This window comes from Nocardia jinanensis (genome assembly GCF_014645735.1).
Lineage (GTDB): Bacteria > Actinomycetota > Actinomycetes > Mycobacteriales > Mycobacteriaceae > Nocardia > Nocardia jinanensis.
Genome location: NZ_BMMH01000001.1, coordinates 727,330 through 743,442, shown reverse-complemented (window position 1 = coordinate 743,442; position 16,113 = coordinate 727,330). Strand labels below are relative to the sequence as shown.

13 protein-coding genes are annotated in these 16,113 nt (G+C 68.4%); 5 read left to right on the top strand and 8 right to left on the bottom strand.

Annotated elements, in window-relative coordinates; translation table 11 throughout:
- Positions 1 to 138 precede the first annotated feature (138 nt).
- A complete protein-coding gene (locus tag IEY68_RS03410) occupies positions 139 to 780 on the top strand; it encodes a DUF5134 domain-containing protein (protein ID WP_062996030.1) in 642 nt (213 codons plus the stop codon).
- Here the strand turns inward: IEY68_RS03410 and speD are convergent.
- The 3 genes from speD to IEY68_RS03395 all read right to left on the bottom strand — a co-directional run bounded on the left by speD (position 762) and on the right by IEY68_RS03395 (position 4,717).
- Positions 762 to 1,169: an adenosylmethionine decarboxylase gene (gene speD, locus IEY68_RS03405; RefSeq protein WP_062996028.1), complete on the bottom strand. Its 408-nt coding sequence runs from the start codon at positions 1,167 to 1,169 to the stop codon at positions 762 to 764. The two genes, IEY68_RS03410 and speD, sit on opposite strands and share 19 nt — an antisense overlap.
- Positions 1,170 to 1,202: 33 nt before the next feature.
- Positions 1,203 to 3,701 (bottom strand): DEAD/DEAH box helicase, encoded by a 2,499-nt coding sequence (locus tag IEY68_RS03400; protein WP_062996026.1) that lies wholly within the window; start codon positions 3,699 to 3,701, stop codon positions 1,203 to 1,205.
- Positions 3,702 to 3,778: 77 nt separating this feature from the next.
- Complete coding sequence (locus IEY68_RS03395; protein ID WP_062996024.1) at positions 3,779 to 4,717, bottom strand: PAC2 family protein; 939 nt, start codon at positions 4,715 to 4,717, stop codon at positions 3,779 to 3,781.
- Positions 4,718 to 5,146: 429 nt separating this feature from the next.
- Here IEY68_RS03395 and IEY68_RS03390 point away from each other — a divergent pair, with 429 nt between their 5' ends.
- Positions 5,147 to 6,526: a DUF4192 domain-containing protein gene (locus tag IEY68_RS03390; protein ID WP_189094002.1), complete on the top strand. Its 1,380-nt coding sequence runs from the start codon at positions 5,147 to 5,149 to the stop codon at positions 6,524 to 6,526.
- Between the two features lie 17 nt (positions 6,527 to 6,543).
- Here the strand turns inward: IEY68_RS03390 and galE are convergent, their stop codons facing one another.
- Positions 6,544 to 7,524 carry a UDP-glucose 4-epimerase GalE gene (galE, locus tag IEY68_RS03385; protein WP_062996020.1) on the bottom strand — a complete coding sequence of 327 codons (981 nt, stop codon included), beginning with the start codon at positions 7,522 to 7,524 and terminating at the stop codon, positions 6,544 to 6,546.
- 3 nt (positions 7,525 to 7,527) lie between these two features.
- The gene (locus IEY68_RS03380) at positions 7,528 to 8,217 is read right to left on the bottom strand and encodes an iron-dependent transcriptional repressor DtxR (protein ID WP_062996018.1); all 690 of its coding nucleotides are present in this window, start codon (positions 8,215 to 8,217) and stop codon (positions 7,528 to 7,530) included.
- 183 nt (positions 8,218 to 8,400) lie between these two features.
- On the opposite strand from IEY68_RS03380, the gene IEY68_RS03375 reads away from it, so the two are divergent.
- Complete coding sequence (locus IEY68_RS03375; RefSeq protein WP_062996017.1) at positions 8,401 to 9,666, top strand: acetoin utilization protein AcuC; 1,266 nt, start codon at positions 8,401 to 8,403, stop codon at positions 9,664 to 9,666.
- Entirely contained in the window at positions 9,659 to 12,358 is a 2,700-nt protein-coding gene (locus IEY68_RS03370; RefSeq protein WP_062996015.1) for a bifunctional acetate--CoA ligase family protein/GNAT family N-acetyltransferase, read from the top strand. Before IEY68_RS03375 ends, IEY68_RS03370 begins: the two co-directional genes overlap by 8 nt.
- Before the next feature lie 105 nt (positions 12,359 to 12,463).
- Here IEY68_RS03370 and IEY68_RS03365 read toward each other — a convergent pair whose 3' ends face one another.
- The 3 genes from IEY68_RS03365 to IEY68_RS03355 form a co-directional block, all read right to left on the bottom strand.
- Entirely contained in the window at positions 12,464 to 13,432 is a 969-nt protein-coding gene (locus IEY68_RS03365; RefSeq protein ID WP_062996013.1) for a sigma-70 family RNA polymerase sigma factor, read from the bottom strand.
- Between the two features lie 176 nt (positions 13,433 to 13,608).
- Entirely contained in the window at positions 13,609 to 15,132 is a 1,524-nt protein-coding gene (locus IEY68_RS03360) for a DUF7782 domain-containing protein (protein WP_062996011.1), read from the bottom strand.
- Between the two features lie 79 nt (positions 15,133 to 15,211).
- Positions 15,212 to 15,652 (bottom strand): DUF3099 domain-containing protein, encoded by a 441-nt coding sequence (locus IEY68_RS03355; protein WP_189094001.1) that lies wholly within the window; start codon positions 15,650 to 15,652, stop codon positions 15,212 to 15,214.
- A gap of 186 nt (positions 15,653 to 15,838) precedes the next feature.
- Between IEY68_RS03355 and IEY68_RS03350 the strand changes: the two genes are divergently transcribed.
- Complete coding sequence (locus tag IEY68_RS03350) at positions 15,839 to 16,075, top strand: DUF3039 domain-containing protein (protein ID WP_189094000.1); 237 nt, start codon at positions 15,839 to 15,841, stop codon at positions 16,073 to 16,075.
- Positions 16,076 to 16,113 lie beyond the last annotated feature (38 nt).

Genomic DNA, 16,113 nt, shown 5'->3' with positions numbered 1-16,113 from the left:
TCCGGCCGGGTCGCGGCCCGGCCCGGTACGGCCGGGCCGGGGCAGTATGCGAGTCGTACGGCGGGCCGAAGGGCTCCCTGCGCACGGTGGGTCGTGCGAATATGGATGGGTTGCGCGTTTCTCGAAAGGCGGTGCGGCATGGCCGGATTCGTACTGGACCAGCCCGGGGCGCGGGCCTTGGCCGCGCTGGCGTTCGGGGTGGCGGCCCTGGTCGTGCTGGCTCGTGTGATGTTCGCCGAGCCGATGCTCACAACGGGGGAACACGGTGCCGTGGGCTGCGCCGGGCACAGCGGCGGCACCGCGCACGGTGGCGATCACGAATCCGATGCGGCGCATCTGCTGATGTGCGCGGTCATGGTGGCGATGGTGCTGTTCCCCGCCGAGGCCCACGCGCACACCCTGCACGGTGTGCTGCTCGCGATGACGCTGGTCTTCACGCTGTTGCTCGGAGACAGACTCGTGCGCTGGTACCGCGGGGACCATCCGCGGGCCGGGCACCGGGCGGCGGCCATCGGTTATCACCTCGCCGCGGCCGTGGTGATGTTGTTCACGATGTCCGGACATTCCGGGCACGGCGCGGGTCACGCAGGAGGCCCGGCGCTCGTATTCGCGGCGCTGTTCCTCGTGGACGCGGCGGTGGTGATGGTGTCCGCGCGCCGCGGCCGAGCGCATTGGTGGGCCGCGCATCCGGTCGCGCCGGAACCGGGACGCGGAGTGTCCGTCGCGGCCTGGCCGCACCTGATCATGGACCTCGGAATGGCCTACATGCTGGTGGCGTGACCGGGTGACGCCTCCGGTGCGGCGCCGGCCGCGGCCCGGCCGCGCAGTACGGTAGAGATCCGCACGTGTTCGGGTGCGAGCGCGGCGCGAAGTAGCTCGGCCACTCGGCCGGCACTGTCCGCCGCGGTACCGCAGGTGAACACATCGACGAAGATGTCACCGGTTTCCGGATAGGTGTGCAGCGAAGCATGTGATTCGGCCAGCAGCGCCAGCACGGTCACCCCGTGCGGGTCGAACTGTTTGCCGACTATCTCGCAGACTGTCACACCCGCGGCGGTCAGCGCGTACCGCAGCGCGCTCTCCAGCGCGACCATATCGTCGCAGAGCGCGCGCTCGACCCCGCCGAACTCGGCCAGCACATGCCGGCCGGTGAATTCCGCCGCCACCATCCCGCCCAACTCACTCGTATCCGGCGCCGACGATCAACCCGATACCACCGTGACCTCGTCGAACACCACATCACCGGCCGCATCGGATTCGGCCAGATCGACGGTCGCGAGCAGCGCCCAGCCGTGATCGCCGGCCGGGTCGTCGAGAACCTGGCGTACCTGCCAGAAACCGGGCCGCGTCTCGACCCGGAACAGTTGCGGTCCACGTGCGTCCGGCCCGGTGCCGATGCTGTCGTATTCGTCGAAATAGGGGGCGAGGTCGGCCGCCCAGTCCGGGCCCGGAGACATTTCCGTCAGTTCGTTCCAGCGCCGCCTCGAGGCGAGCTCGACCCGGCGGAACACGGCGTTGCGCACCATCACCCGGAAAGCCCGTTCGTTGGCGGTGACCGGTCGCACACTCTCGCCGCCGAACGCGATCTGCCCGGCATCGGTCTCCGCACCCGCCCCGGTCAGCTGCTCCCATTCGTCGAGCAGGCTGGAATCCACCTGCCGCACGAGTTCGCCCAGCCATTCGGTGAGATCGTCGAGTTCCTCGGTGCGCGCCGCGTCGGGGACCGTGCGCCGCAACGCACGGTAGGCGTCGGCGAGATAGCGCAGCACCACCCCCTCGGACCGGGCGAGTTCGTAGTAGGAGATCAGCTCGGTGAAGGTCATCGCCCGTTCGACCATATCGCGGACCACCGATTTCGGTGACGGTGCGAACTCCGACAGCCACGGGTGCCCGGCCCGGTACGTCTCGTAGGCGCCCTCGATCAGCTCCGCGAGCGGTTTCGGCCAGGTGATCTCCTCGAGCAGTTCCATCCGCTCGTCGTATTCGATTCCCTCGGCCTTCATCTCGGCCACGGCCTCCCCGCGGGCCTTGTGCTGCTGCGCCATCAACAGCTGCCGGGGATCCTCGAGCGTGGCCTCGACCAGCGAGACCATATCGAGCGCATAGCCGGGCGCGGCACCGTCGAGCAGTTCGAACGCGGCGAGCGCGAACGGCGACAGCGGCTGGTCCAGCGCGAAATTCTGCTGAAGGTCCACGGTGAGCCGGGCGTAGCGTCCCTGCTCGTCGGGTTCGGGGAGTTGCTGGACCACGCCCGCGTCGCGCAGCGCCCGGTAGAGCCGGACGGCCCGCAGAATATGGCGCCGCTGGGCCGGCCGCGGTTCGTGATTGTCCTCGAGCAGATGCCGCATCGCCTGGAAACAGTTGCCCGGGCGCGCGATCACGTTCAGCAGCATCGCGTTGGTGACGGTAAAACGCGACACCATCGGTTCGGGTGCGGCCGAGACCAACCGGTCGAAGGTCTCCTCGCTCCACGATACGAAACCCTCGGGCGGTTTGCGCCGCTGCACTTTCCGCATCTTTTTGGGGTCGTTACCGGCCTTGGCCAACAACCGGGTGTTCTCGACCTCGTGCTCGGGCGCCTGCACCACCACCGTCCCCATGGTGTCGAAACCGGCCCGCCCGGCCCGGCCCGCGATCTGATGGAATTCTCGTGCCTTGAGGCGCCGGGTGCGGACGCCGTCGAATTTGGTGAGACCGGTCAGCAGCACCGTGCGGATCGGGACATTGATACCGACCCCCAGCGTGTCGGTCCCGCAGACGACTTTGAGCAGCCCGTCCTGGGCGAGGCGCTCCACCAGACGGCGGTATTTGGGCAACATGCCCGCGTGGTGGACACCGATCCCGTGCCGGATCAGCCGCGACAGGGTTTTGCCGAAGCCCGAGGAGAAACGGAACTCGCCCAGCGCCTCGGCGATCGCGTCCTTCTCCGCGCGGCTGGCGAAATTCGCGCTGGTCAACGCCTGGGCCCGCTCCAGTGCCGCGGCCTGCGTGAAGTGGACGACGTACACCGGCGCCTGGTGAGTGGTCACCAGTTCGGTCAGCGTCTCGGTGATCGGGGTGCGCGCATAGGAGAAGTGCAGCGGCACCGGGCGCTGCGTACCCGCGACCACGGCAGTGCTGCGGCCGGTGCGGCGCTCGAGATCCGCGGCGAAGAAATCGACCTCACCGAGCGTGGCGGACATGAGCAGGAACTGCGCACGCGGCAGTTCGAGCAACGGAACCTGCCAGGCCCAGCCGCGATCGGGATCGGAGTAGAAATGGAATTCGTCCATCACCACCTGCCCGACCTCGGCATCCGAGCCTTCCCGCAGAGCGAGGTTGGCAAGGATCTCGGCGGTAGCGCAGATGATGGGGGCGGTCGGGTTCACCGCGGCGTCCCCGGTGACCATGCCGACCCGTTCGGCACCGAAGATCTCGCACAATGCGAAGAATTTCTCGCTCACCAGCGCCTTGATCGGCGCGGTGTAGTAACTGCGCAGGCCCTGCGTCAACGCGAACAGATGCGCGCCGACGGCGACCAGCGATTTCCCCGAACCCGTCGGGGTGGCGAGAATGACATGGGATCCGGCCGCGAGTTCCATCACGGCCTCGTCCTGAGCGGGATACAGCGCCGTTCCCTGCTCGGCGGCCCATATCGCGAACGACTCGTACAGTGCGTCGGCGTCGGTCCCCGGTATCTCGAGCAGTTCGGTCAGATCCACCCGGGACACCCTACGGGCTGCGGTGCGCCGATCACCGGCACGGTGTGCGTGTGCCGGTGATCATCCGGCCCGGCGCCTCAGCCGCGTTCTTCGTCGTCGCCGTAGCCACCCTGCTCGGCGAGGAAACGTTCGAATTCGGCGCCCAGTTCGTCGCCACTGGGCAGTTCGCCCTCGCCGACCAACAGGCTGGACTGCCGTTCCTGCGCGCTGACGAAGGTGTCGTACTGGCGCTCCAGCGCATGCACCACCGTCTCCACCTCGGAGTTTCCGGCGATATGCTCGTTGACCTGCTCGCGTACCCGGGCCGCGGCTTCGCCCAGCGCGGCGAGCGGTAACGCGAGTCCGGTGTTCTCGCCGACGTACTCGAGCAAGGTCTGCGCGGCCTCCGGATAGGAGGTCTGGGCCAGGTAGTGCGGCACGTGGACGGAGAAACCCAGCGATTCGTGGCCGTGCTGGGCCATCCGGTACTCGAGCAGGGTCGCGGCACTCGCCGGTACCTGCAGCTCGCCCGGCCAGCGTTGGTTGTCCGGGATCAGATCACGGTTGGACGAGTGCGCGGTGAGCCCCAGCGGACGCGTATGCGGCACCGCCATGGGAATGGCACTCAGGCCGACACTGCGGCGCACTCCGAGCTGCTCGGCCAGCAACCGCACCGCGGTGGTGAACTTCTCCCATCGCAGATCCGGCTCCATACCGGCGAGCAGCAGGAACGGGGTGCCCGCGGTATCGCGCAGCGCCCACAGATTGAGCTCGGGCTCGGCGTAATCGGAGAAATGGTCGGTCTTGAAGGTCATCAGGGGACGCCGCGACCGATAGTCCAGTAGCTCGTCCACATCGAACGAGGCGACGAGTTCGCCCTCCAAGCTCTCTCGCAGATGTGTGGTGGCCAGCCGGACCGCGTGACCCGCGTCGGAATAACCCTCAAGGCCGTGCACCAGCACCGGCCCCGAACCGTCGTCCGACGACAGCTGCGGAGCGGGGAACTCCAGTTCGTACATTCGCGACTCGTAGTCCATCGCGTACTCCTTCCTGCGCGATCCGTGGCGGGCGGGTCGAGCAACACTGCTGTATCCGCTACCGCGCCGCGAGCCGCGAATCGCTGTCCATTGTCCCCCACGCAGATATACGGCCACACGCGACCGTATATCGACTCTCAGTGCTGACAACAGCGGTCGCCGCCGGTGAATTCCCCGGTCCCGGCGGGGCGGGGGACGGGGTCGATGTGGTCTTGTGGCCGGTGAACGCACGGGGAGTCTGGCACACTCCGTAAGCGGATGTACCCGATTTTCGTCTCGGCAACCCGGGATCGGTGAACGCGCCGGAAGCGGACCACCGTGAAACCGGAGTTGTCCACAGGCCGTGAGTTGTCCACAGACGTGCTCGGGTTGAGTATTTGCCCAGCTCACGGCCGAAACGAGCGGGATGCCGTGCCGCATGCTCGGCCCATGACTTCCGCCGCACCGTCCTCCCGTCCCGCTGCTCCTACCGCCCGGCCGCCACAGTGTGGACCCGGTGGGCTCCGCCGTCCGGACACCACACCGCCCACAGCGGACGGGTCCCCCGCGTGGTGCCCCACGGCACGGGCGCTCGCGGCGGGCGGACTGCCACGCCCGGTTCCGGCCATCCGGGCACCCGAGGTGCCCGTTCCGGGTTCGCGTCACCCGGATGCGGAAACCTACCGCCGCACCCCGGCCGTTCGTGCCCGCTGTGCCGATCACACCGGCGACGAATACGACCGCCGACTCGTTCCGGGGCCCTCCCGGCTCGACGACCCGGGAGACCTGATCGCCGCGATACCGGCTCTGCTCGGTTTCCGGCCGGAGCGTTCGCTGGTGCTGGCCGTCCTGTGCGCGGCGCCGACCGCGGAGAGTGCGGTGATCGATCTCGTCGTGCGCTTCGATCTCCGGCATCCGGACACCGGTTTCCCCTCCGATACCGAGACGGTGGCCGCCGCGGCCACGCGTGTCTGTGCCCGGCCGGGAGTGGCGGGCGTCCTCGTGATATTGGTGGACGACCAGCAGGATGACGGAGATCGGCTGCTGCGACAACGGGTTCCGGTTCTGCGGGAATTGGAGCAGCAGTTGGCGGCCCGCGCCGTACCGGTCCGCGGAGCCTGGGCGACGCGGTCCATAGCGGCCGGGCACCTGTGGTGGAGCGTGGCCGGCCCGCCGCGCCAAGGAAGGATCTCCGATCCGGCGGCTTCGACAGTGACCCTGGGCCGGGTGCTGGAAGGGCGGCCGATACGCCGCAGCCGGGACGAACTGACCGGATTGGTCGCCCCGGACGGTGCCCTGCGCGAACAGGTTTCGAGCGAACTGGCCGGCGCTCGTGATCGTGCCAAGGACCGGTACGTGGCCGCCGCCCAGCAGGGTGATCCGGCCGGTTACCTACGCGGCGAACTGAGCACGGTGCTCTGGCTGATCGCGAATGCCGAATCTGGTGGGGGGCTCGGATCGCGGGAGCTGGCCCAGATCGCGGTGGCCCTGCGCGACCGGGAGATCCGCGACTCCGTGTTCGCGGTGGCCGATACGGTGCACGCCGAAGCCACCGAGAGCCTGCTGGCGCGGCTGACCCGCGCCCTGGACGGCGCCGATCGAGCCGAGGCGGCAACTCTGCTGGGGTTCTTCGCATACGTCCGGGGTGACGGCCCGTTCGCCGGGATCGCCCTGGACGTCGCGCTGGATTCCGATCCACACCACTCCATGGCCGCACTGCTGCACACGGCGCTGGAAGCCGGTATGCGGCCGGAACGCCTCCGCGATCTGGCGCAGTGCGGCCGGGACACCGCTGCCGCCCTCGGCGTCGATCTGGCCGGGGTGTGGTGAGGTCCGGTACAGGCTGCTCAGCGGGCGCTGTGCGCGTGCGAGCCGAGACCTCGGAGATAGCTCCAAGCGGTGGATACGATCTCGTCGAGGTCGTTGTGCTCGGGTTTCCAGCCGAGTTCGTCGACAGCGCGCCGGCTGGACGCGATCAGTACGGCCGGGTCACCGGCGCGGCGCGGAGCGTCGACCGCGGCGATGGGCCCACCGGTGACCCGCTCACACGCCGAGATGACTTCACGCACCGAGAATCCGGTGCCACTGCCCAGGTTGAACACTCGATGGGTGCCCGTCGCGGCGGATTCCAGGGCCAGCAGATGCGCCTGCGCCAGATCCAGGATGTGGATGTAGTCGCGGACCGCCGTGCCGTCCGGGGTCGGCCAATCGGTACCGAACACCGAGATGGAATCCCGGTGTCCCGCAGCCACCTGCAGTACCAGCGGGATCAGATGTGTTTCCACCACCCGGTTCTCACCGAGGCCGCCGTAGGCGCCCGCAACATTGAAATAGCGCAGGCTCGTGGCGGCCAGACCATGCGCTACGGAATACGACGTGATGGCGTGGTCGATCGCCAGTTTCGAGGCCCCGTAGGGGTTGGTGGGCCGGGCCGGCGCGTCCTCGGTGATGGGGACCTGCTCCGGCTCGCCGTACACCGCGGCGGTCGAGGAGAAGACCAGTCGCCGGGTATCGGTCTCCCGCATCGCTTCGAGCAGCGCGAGCGTTTTCACCACATTGCCGTACCAGTACTTCTCGGGCCGCTGCACCGATTCGCCGACCAGCGATTGCGCCGCGAAATGCAGTACGCCGTCGAACTTCCGCGTGCGCAGCAGATCCGGGGCGGCCTCGGCGATATCACCCTCGACGAATTCGACGCCCTCGGGAACGCCGGCGGTATTGCCCGTCGACAGATCGTCGACGACCACCACCTCATGTCCCTGCTCCCGCAGTACGAGCGCGCAGACCCCACCCACATATCCGGCTCCGCCGGTGACCAGCAGTTTCATCGATCAGACCAGCTTCACTTGGACGGCGTGGGCCATCTCGTCGGGCAGTTCGAAACCCCCCGAATGGCCCGGCACCGTGATGACCACGGCGCCCGGTTTGCTCTCGACGGTGACCCGGGCGTCGGGCACCACGCCCGCTTCCCGCAGTCGGCCGATCACCTCGGGATCGGTCTGGATATGTTCGGCCAGCCGCCGGACCACCACCGCATGCGTACGGCCCTGCGGCAGTTCCGACAGCCGCTTCAGCGGCTCCTCCAGCAACTGCGCCGCGGCGATACCGAGTTCGTCCAAGCCGGGAATGGGGTTGCCGTAAGGGGAAGTGGTGGGGTGATTGAGGACCTCCACCAGCCGTCGCTCGACATCCTCGCTCATCACATGTTCCCAGCGACAGGCTTCGGCGTGCACGTTCTGCCAGTCCAGCCCGATGATATCGACGAGCAGCCGCTCGGCGAGCCGGTGTTTGCGCATGACCGCGACCGCCATACTGCGGCCCTTCTCGGTCAGTTCGAGATGCCGGTCACCAGCGACGAGCAGCAGTCCGTCGCGTTCCATCCGCGCCACGGTCTGACTGACCGTGGGGCCGCTCTGCTCGAGGCGCTCGGCGATCCGGGCACGCAGGGGTACTACGCCCTCCTCCTCGAGGTCGTAGATGGTACGGAGATACATCTCCGTGGTGTCGACCAGATCCTTCACTGTTGCCCCTTCGTCGGCACGAATTCTACCTGCGCACCAGCAACCCCGGTCCAATCGAACGGGTCACGTGACGCCATGGGAATACACTCGGCGCGCGGCCCTACGCCGCAGTCGCACATACATGTATTTCTACTGCATGACAACGTGCGATGGGGTTTCACCCTTCCCGATACGGTTGCGATCATGACCACTGCATCGCCGGATCCGAACCCCGCCGCCGGGGAACCGGGGACGGTCGTCTGGACCGACCGCTTCCTGGACTACTCGTGGACCCCCGAGCATCCGATGAAACCCGTCCGGCTGCAGTACACGATGGCACTGGCGCGCGCACTCGGAGTGCTCGACGGTATCGAACTCCTGGAGCCCGGCGCGGCCGATACCGCCGACTTGCTTCGGGTACACACCGGGGACTACATCGACGCGGTGCGCGCGGCGGAACCGCGGCAGACGATCGGCGATCCACCGACAGATCCGCCGTACGGGCTCGGATCCACCGACAACCCGATATTTCCCCGGATGCACGAGGCCGCGTCGGTGATCGTCGGCGGGACCCTCGCCGCCGCCCGTGCCATCGCCACGGGCGTCACCCGGCGCGCGGTGAGCATCGGCGGTGGTATGCACCACGCCATGCCCGGCCGGGCCGCCGGTTTCTGCGTGTACAACGACGCGGCGGTGGCCATTTCCTGGCTACTCGACCACGGCTTCGACCGGATCGCCTACCTCGATGTGGACGTCCACCACGGTGACGGTGTGCAGCGCGCGTTCTATCGCGATCCACGGGTTCTCACCGTTTCGATCCATCAGCATCCGGCCACGCTCTGGCCGAATACGGGCTGGCCGGACGAGACCGGTAGCGACGCCGGAGACGGCACTGTGATCAATCTCCCGCTCCTGCCGGGCACTCGGGACCCGCAATGGTTGCGCGCCTTCCACGCGGTGGTTCCGGGCGCGGTGGCGGCCTTCCGGCCCCAGCTGGTGGTCAGCCAATGCGGGGTGGACACCCATCGAGAGGATCCGCTCGCCGAGTTGGAACTGGGTATCGAGGGGCAGCGGGCGGCGTTCCTCGCCATGCGGGAATTGGCCGACCGTTACGCCGAGGGCCGGTGGCTAGCGGTCGGCGGGGGCGGGTACGGACTGGTCCGGGTGGTGCCGCGGGCCTGGACCCACCTGCTGGGTATCGCACTCGACCGCCCGGTGGACCCGGCGACCGCGATACCGCAGGATTGGATCGATCTCGTGCACACCGACAGGCCGCGGATATCGGCGCCCCGCACCATGGGCGACGGTGTGAATATCGCGTTCCAGCGCTGGGACGGCCCGGGGGGGACCGCGGAAACCGGGGACGCCCGGGTCGACCGTGCTCAGCGTGCGGTCGATACTGCCGTTCTCGCCACCCGTCGAGCGTGCTTCGGCCCGCTCGGCCTGGACCCGGAGGATCCGCGTGACTGAATCCAGCGACAGCACCCCCGACGATCCGCCGCCCGCGCCCCTGCACTGGCAGGCCGACGTGCTGGCCTCCGACGGAGGTGTGGTGCGGTTGCGCCCGATCACTCCCGGCGATGCCGAGGAACTGCAGCGGTTCCATACCGCTCTGTCCGAGCGCAGCCGCTACCTGCGGTATTTCGGCCCCTATCCCCGGATCTCGCCGAAGGATCTGCACCGCACGACCCATGTCGACTATCACGACCGGGTCGGGCTGGTCGTCGTCCTGGGGGAGGCGATCATCGCCGTCGGTCGCTACGAACTGCTCGACCGGACCGGTCCCCGGGCCGCCGAGGTCGCCTTCGTGGTGGCCGACGAGCATCAGGGGCGCGGTCTGGGATCCATCCTCCTCGAGCATCTGGCGGGCGCGGCCGCGGAGAACCGGATCGATACCTTCGTCGCCGAGGTACTGGCGGAGAACGCGGTGATGGTCACGGTCTTCCGCGAAGCGGGTTATCAGGTGGAGCGCAGCCGCGACGGTTCGGTGCTGCATCTCGAATTCGCCATCGACCCCACCGAGGCATTGCGGTCGGTGCGTGACGCGCGGGAACGCGCGTCGGAAGCGCGCAGCGTCGGTAACCTGCTGGCCCCCCGTTCGGTGGCGGTGATCGGTGCGACCCCGAGCACCGGCCGGGTCGGCGGCGTGGTGCTGGCCAACCTGCTGGACGGAACTTTCCAGGGTGCGGTGTACCCGGTGAACCCCGAACGGCGTTCGGTGCGTGGAGTGCACGCCTATCCGACGGTTCGCGATATCCCGGACGAGGTGGATCTGGCCGTTGTCGCGGTCCCGGCGGACGCCATCGGCTCGGTCCTCGACGACTGTATGGCCAAGGGTGTCAAGGGCCTGCTGGTGTTATCGGCGGGTTTCGGGGAGATGGGGGAGCAGGGACGGACCGCGGAAGCCGAGCTCGTCGAGGCTGCACGCGGGCACGGGATGCGGGTGGTGGGGCCGAGTGCGCTGGGTATCGCCAATACCGATCCCGCGGTGGGGCTCAACGCCACGCTGGCCACCTTGCTGCCGGGTCGCGGCCGGATCGGATTCTTCTGCCAGTCGGGCCCGCTCGGCGTCGCGATCCTCGCCGAGGCCGCCACCCGAAACCTGGGTTTGTCCACATTCGTATCCGCCGGCAATCGCGCCGACGTCTCCGGTAACGATCTATTGCAGTACTGGGACACCGATGCCGATACCGACGTGATCCTGCTGTACCTGGAGAGTTTCGGTAATCCGCGCAAATTCTCCCGGATCGCCCGCCGGGTAGCCCGTAACAAGCCCATTGTTGCGGTGAGTCCCAGTCGGCTGGCCGCCCGCGGGATGTCCGACGGTGAACTGGATCGCTCCATCGTCCGCGATCTTTTCGCGCAATCCGGTGTGGTGCAGGCAGATTCGATCTCCGAGATGTTCGACTGCGCGGCGCTGCTGGGCTATCAGCCGCTGCCACGCGGTCCCCGTCCCGCGGTGGTGGGCAACAGCACCGCGCTCAACTGGCTCACCTCCGATGCCGCGCGCAGTGAAGGACTCACCGTGGTGGATACGGTGGACCTGGGCCCGCAGGCCACGCCCGAGGATTACCTGACCGCCGTCGCCGCAGCGCTCGAATCCGACGAGACCGATGCGGTGATCGTCATCTTCGCGCCCCCAATTCCGCTGCCGCAGACCGGATATGCCGAGGCGATCCGGGCGGCCGTGGCCTCGGTGCCCGAATCCAAACCGGTACTCACCACATTCGCCAGCGGCGACGGTATCCCGAATCTGCTGGCTGTGCGTGGTCCGGGCGCGTCCGCGATCCGGGGTTCGATCCCGTCCTTCCCGGATCCGGCACGTGCGGTCCGTGCCCTGGCCCGGGTGCACCGTTACGCTCGCTGGCGCGATCTGCCCGCATCCCAGCTTCCGGATGCCGCTCATATCAATGGTGACAACGGACGCCCGGCGGATATCGACAGCGAACGGGCCGTCCGGCTGATGGCGGACTGGGCGACCGATCCATCGGATCGGTGGTTGACCGACGACGAAACCGTCCTGCTGCTCGATTGCTACGGCATCTCCGTGGTGGAGTTCCGGGCGGTCCGCGACGCGGAGGCGGCCGTGGCGGCCGCGGCGGAACTGGGCTACCCGGTGGCGGCGAAGGCCACCAACGAGAGCTGGCGGCGCCGCACCGATATGAGCTGGGTACGCCTGGATCTGTGGCGCCCTGAGGCGGTCCGCCAGGCCTACCGTGATCTGGCCGAACTGTGCGGAGATCCGCTGGTGCATATCCAGCGAATGGCCCCGAAAGGGGTCGGGTGCGTGCTGAAGGTGCAGGACGATCCGGCTTTCGGCTCGGTGATCGAATTCGGTCTTTCCGGGCCGATCATCGAACTGCTCGGCGACCGGGCCTATCGCGCACTCCCACTGTCCGCCCAGGAGGCGGCCGCATTGATCGACGCGCCACGCGCCGCGCCACTGCTGAACGGGACCCCGGCGAGTCCGCGGGTCGACAAAGTGGCCCTGATCGAACTCACCCGGCGTATCTCGGCGATGTTCGACGATCTGCCGGAGATGCGGGAACTGTCGTGCGAGCCGGTCCTGGCCGCCCCGGAGTCCGCGGCGATTCTCTACGCCCGGGCGCGGATCGGGCCGCAACCGAGCCGCTTCGACATCGGGCCGCGCCGTCTGGGGTGAACGCCTCCGGTCAGGTGCGCCATAGCGCCAGGGGCTACGCCACCGGGGGATTCGAACTGTGTGACCGGCCGGGAAGTGGCCGGTCACCGGTTCCGCGAGTAGCGGTCAGCTGGCGTAGGCGCGCAGCCGGTCGGCCCGCTCACCCTTGCGGAGCTTGGACATGACCTCGCGTTCGATCTGCCGGACACGTTCCCGGGACAGGCCGAACAGTTTGCCGATCTGGTCCAGAGTGCGCGGCTGGCCGTCGTCCAGGCCGAACCGCAGCCGGATCACCTGCTGTTCGCGTTCGTCCAGGGTTTTGAGGACGCTGCGCACATCGTGATGGAGCAGGCCGGCGATCACGGCACTCTCGGCCGAGGTGGCCTCGGAATCCTCGATGAAATCGCCCAGGGGGGCTTCTTCGTCGTTACCGACCGGCATATCCAGGCTCACCGGGTCCCGGCTGTGGTCGAGCAGATCGGCGATCTTCTCCACCGCGATACCCGATTCGGCCGCCAGTTCGGCGTCGGTGGCCTCCCGGCCGAGTTGCTGATGCAGTTCGCGCTTGATCCGGGCGAGTTTGTTGACCTGCTCGACGAGGTGGACCGGCAGCCGGATGGTGCGGCTCTGATCGGCCATACCTCTGGTGATCGCCTGGCGGATCCACCAGGTGGCATAGGTCGAGAACTTGAAGCCCTTGGCGTAGTCGAACTTCTCCATCGCGCGGATCAGGCCCAGATTGCCCTCTTGGATGAGATCAAGCAGCGGCATTCCCCGGCCCGTGTACCGCTTGGCGAGCGAGACGACCAGACGCAGGTTGGCTTCCAGCAGGTGCGATCGCGCGGCCTGGCCCTCCCGGACGACCATCGCCAGATCACGCTTGCGGGTCGCCGACAAACGCTTGCCGGTCTCCAGCAGGTGCTGGGCGTAGAGACCCGCCTCGATACGCCTGGCCAGTTCGACTTCGTCGGCAGCTGTGAGCAGTGCGGTCCGGCCGATCCCATTCAGGTACACACGTACCAGGTCTGCGGCGGGGCTCTGAGCGTCGAGGTCCGTATCACTGGGGCGCATACGAGTGGTGGCGGGGCTTGTCATGACTTGCCTCCTGTCGGTGGTGTCTCACTCCGAACAACGGACCCGACATAGGGAAAGTTCCCTCGCCGAGAGCGGTTAAACCGCTCTGAACTGCGGTTTTCACGGTAGCGTTCTGAGAAGTTCCTGAGAAGGAGAGCCCATCGGCGGAAGGCGGGACACGCTGGCCGGGCGTGCCCCTAACGCGGTACGGGATGGATCAACCCGTGCCTCACCAGCCCGGTGACCACGCCGAGCGCGGCATCCGCGAACTCGGGGGAGGCCTCCTCTGCTCCCTGTGACAGTGCCAGCAGTTCGATCAGTTCGTACAACGGCAGGCCGTCGGGCCGCATTCCCGCCAGCAGCGAGACGGTCGTCTCGTCCACTTCGTGCTGCCACCGCGGCCCGTCGCCCCGGTGCAGGCGAGCTACCTGCTGCTGCCAGCCCTCGGCGCCCGGTAGCGATACCCGCTCGAGCGCGGTCGCCGGATCGACCCGGTACCGGGATCGCCAGGCCCGCGCCGGGTCGGCGGCGGTATCGCGTAACCAGGCCGACCGTTCGAAATAGGCGAGCGCCTCCGTGCCGAGCGGGTCGTCGAAGCCGTGGGTGAGATCCTCGGCCAGGAGTTCGGTGGGTGCGTCCACGGCGCGCAGATAGACGAATCCGAATCCGACCCCGGTCACCCCGGCCTGTTCCAGCGCCGTGAGCCATGCGCCGGCTCGCTGCTGGGCCTCGGGGCTGCGCGGGTCGAGACCGGCATCGCGCAGCCAGGTCCCCACGTACAGCGCGGGGTCGGCGATATCGCGCTGGACGACCCAGGCATCGATACCGTGCGCGGGCAGCCACCCGGCGACCCGCTGCCGCCAGTCCTGCTCCTCGGTGTGCACCCACGCCGACAGCACCGCCGCGGTCCCGCCGGGCGTCAGCAGCTCGGGGACGCCCGACATCACCAGTTCGCTGGCACCGTCGAGCGCGAGACCGGAATCACGGTAGGTGTGCTCGATCCGGGCGGGACCGACCACGAACGGCGGATTGGCCACCACCTGGTCGAAGCGGCGTCCGGTGACCGGCTCGAACCACGACCCCGGGACCAGTTCGATCTCCAGCTCGTTGAGCGCGGCGGTGGCCTCGGCCAGCCACAGGGCGCGCGGATTCACATCCGTGGCGGTGACCGACCGGGCGTAGGACGCGGCGTGCACGGCCTGGATACCGCAACCGGTGCCCAGATCCAGCACCGATCCCACCGGTGCGGTCGGGGTGGCCCGCAACAGCGAGAGCGAGGCATGGCCCACCCCGAGCACATGGTCCTCGGTCAGGGTGCGTCGATGCATCGAATCGTCCAGGTCGGACAGGATCCAGCGGTTACCGGCACCGATATCGGTCGGGCGTAGATCCAGCGCCGCGCGGACCACACCGCCGCTGCGGGTCAGCAATCCCGCCGCCACGGCCTCGTCGATCCGCACCGGCGCCAGCGCGGCGGCTACCTCTAGCTCGTCCAGCGCGTCGCCGAGAAGCAGCAGGCGGACGAGGACACCCAGATCGCCCGCCGCGCGGGCGGCGCGCCGCACCGGCACCGGTTCTCCGCGGCCCAGGGCGCTGTGCGCCGCATCGCCCAGCGCCTCGAGCAAGGTGTCGGCGTCGTACTCGACCCTGGTCAGCGCGGTGCGCAGGGGCGGGGCCAGGGCGGCCAGCGGTGAGCGGACGGTCGATCCGTAGGTGGGCACAGCGGTACTCTGCCACCTCCGGTTACCCGGCCCGATCGCCGCACCGGCCAGGTGCGGTGCGGTTGCCGTATGCGGGTGGCTAGCCGTCGATCTCGTCGTGCCGGCGTTCCTCCAGCGCGGGACGCGGGCGGTCCCAGCGGCTGGGTTCGTTCTTCTCCCGGGGCGGCCGGTCGTTCGCGACGAGGACCGCGATCCACGGCAGGGGGACCGAGGCCGCCATGATGAGGATCGAGACCAGGGCGTTGCCGAACGCCGAGTAGGCCACGGCGGCCAGGATCAGCGCCGGGATCCGGAACGCCATGATGATGGTGTACCGGCGGACCCGGGCCCGATGCTGCTCCTCGAAGGAGGGTGCGGCCGCGGTGATCAGCGCCGCGTGTTCGGCATCGTCGCCGGGGAAGAAACCGCGCGAACGGGAGGGACGGGCCGGTCGCGGTGTGCCGAGGTGCTCACCGGGACCGCTCGCACCGGCGTCGAGGTGCTCCGGGCCGCGCCCGGAGTCTTCGCCGTGCTGCTGCATACCTTCGAGTCTTGCACTATCGCCACCATCGTGTACAACGCGTCCGGCCACAACCCTGCCCTGCGGCCGGCGCAGCGGGAAGTCGAGTGTTCTCACCCGGTCGGACCGCGGTCCCACACGCCGGTGCTACCCGGTCGCGGGGGTGATCGTGCGAGCGCGGCGCCCGGATGCGGCATCATGGAGGGCGTGAGTACCGATACTCTGGTCCGCCCCGATACGACCACCGACGAGACCACCGCCGACGACACCCCCAAGTTCTTCCACTACGTGAAGAAGAACAAGATCGCCGAGAGTGCCGTGATGGGCACGATGGTGGTCGCGTTGTGCGGTGAAGTCTTCCCGGTGACGCGCTCGGCGAAGCCGGGTTCCCCGGTCTGCCCGGAGTGCAAGAAGGTCTACGAGAGCCTTCGTAAGGGCGACTGAGCACGTTCCTGCCTCGGCCGGCCGGTGTACCGGCCGAT

Bases quoted from the DNA above. Each gene is read 5' to 3' on its own strand.
- IEY68_RS03410 (WP_062996030.1), top strand. From the start codon at position 139: ATGGCCGGATTCGTACTGGACCAGCCCGGGGCGCGGGCCTTGGCCGCG.
- speD (WP_062996028.1), bottom strand. From the start codon at position 1,169: ATGGTGGCGGCGGAATTCACCGGCCGGCATGTGCTGGCCGAGTTCGGC.
- IEY68_RS03395 (WP_062996024.1), bottom strand. From the start codon at position 4,717: ATGGACTACGAGTCGCGAATGTACGAACTGGAGTTCCCCGCTCCGCAG.
- IEY68_RS03390 (WP_189094002.1), top strand. From the start codon at position 5,147: ATGACTTCCGCCGCACCGTCCTCCCGTCCCGCTGCTCCTACCGCCCGG.
- galE (WP_062996020.1), bottom strand. From the start codon at position 7,524: ATGAAACTGCTGGTCACCGGCGGAGCCGGATATGTGGGTGGGGTCTGC.
- IEY68_RS03375 (WP_062996017.1), top strand. From the start codon at position 8,401: ATGACCACTGCATCGCCGGATCCGAACCCCGCCGCCGGGGAACCGGGG.
- IEY68_RS03365 (WP_062996013.1), bottom strand. From the start codon at position 13,432: ATGACAAGCCCCGCCACCACTCGTATGCGCCCCAGTGATACGGACCTC.
- IEY68_RS03355 (WP_189094001.1), bottom strand. From the start codon at position 15,652: ATGCAGCAGCACGGCGAAGACTCCGGGCGCGGCCCGGAGCACCTCGAC.